The organism is Marinospirillum sp., assembly GCF_014859565.1.
In genome coordinates this window covers 1-1,383 of the sequence record NZ_JACUUA010000440.1, presented here as the reverse complement: position 1 = coordinate 1,383, position 1,383 = coordinate 1, and the positions used below count along the sequence as shown (strand labels likewise).

At 46.5% G+C, this 1,383-nt stretch carries 1 protein-coding gene; it reads left to right on the top strand.

Translation table 11 applies throughout. The features are described 5' to 3' along the window. Positions 1-316: 316 nt before the first annotated feature. On the top strand, positions 317-1,264 hold the full coding sequence (locus IBX50_RS20580; protein ID WP_292258299.1) for a PDR/VanB family oxidoreductase: 948 nt from the start codon (positions 317-319) through the stop codon (positions 1,262-1,264). Positions 1,265-1,383: the final 119 nt, after the last annotated feature.

The window sequence follows — 1,383 nt, the reverse complement described above, 5'->3', positions numbered from 1 at the left end:
ATTAGGGGATCATAACAACACTGGTGAAAAGGATTTCCTGAAACCGGATGTGTTAAGAGCCAGAACCTTTCAGTAAACTGTTTAATTCTGATATAAACACCTCCATCTGGTGTGTCCTGATTCATCAGATGGAGGTTGAATGACTCGGTTGCTGAAATTGCATCAGTTGTCGCTAAGTTGACAAGTAGTAAGTCACTGTAAGAATGCCTGCTGATTTATCCTTCCTTTATGCTATAAAAACATTGCAAATCAGATGCTTGTGATTGTGGTATGTATTTTGCCAGCCTGTTTTAAACTGGAATAAAACAGGTGCGTTATGGCAAAACAACTGCTGAGTCGAGTAACCGATAAATACATCCTGGCAAAGGATACTGTTGCCATTGAATTGATTGCGGAAGAAGGTGTATTGCCAGCATTTACGGCAGGTGCCCATATTGATGTTTATCTGGGCAATGGGCAGGTACGCCAGTACTCACTGGCTAATGATCCTTCTGAACAGCACCGTTATCTGCTGGGGGTGTTAAAAACACCGGACAGTCGCGGTGTATCACGCGCATTACACGACCAACTGCAACCCAACATGTTGTTGCGTATTGGTGAACCACGAAATGTATTTCCACTGGATGAAAGCTCACCCCATACCCTGCTGATAGGTGGCGGCATAGGTATTACCCCGATGCTGAGTATGGCCTGGCGTCTGAAAACACTGGGTAAAAGTTTTGAGTTACACCTTTGCAGCCGCAGTGCAGAGCACGCCCCTTTTGTTCAGCAGCTAAAAGCCTCTCCTCTGGCAGAACATTTTTTCCTGCATCTGGATGATGATCCGACATCAAAGTTTGATCCAGCGGCCAGTTGTACAGCGGCACCGACTGGAAGCCACCTTTATGTTTGTGGCCCCCAAGGATTTATGGATTGGGTGTTACAGCAGGCAGCAGTAAGCCTAACGCCGGAGCAATTGCACTACGAGCATTTTGATACCCCGGCAGAAACCTTCCTTAATCCACCTTTTGATATCTGCATCAACAGCAGCGGCCAACAGCTGCATGTGCCATCAGAGCAAAGCATCATGGATGTACTGGCAAAAAATGGTATTTATCTACCAAAAAACTGCCCGCGCGGCATGTGTGGTGCCTGTCGAGTAAAAGTTCTTGAAGGTGAAGTGGATCACCGGGACAACCTGTTGTTGCCTGAGTTAAAAGCAGAAGGCTGGATGCTTCCCTGCACATCACGCGCCATCGGAGGCCGACTGCTGCTGGATTTGTAATTTTTCAGGCAATGTAACGCTGTCTTTTTTTGCTTTTGACCTGATCCACCTCAACCAGTACCAATCCATCAATACAGTAATTGAATGCGGCATCCACACTGAAATCCAGAAAGTGCACC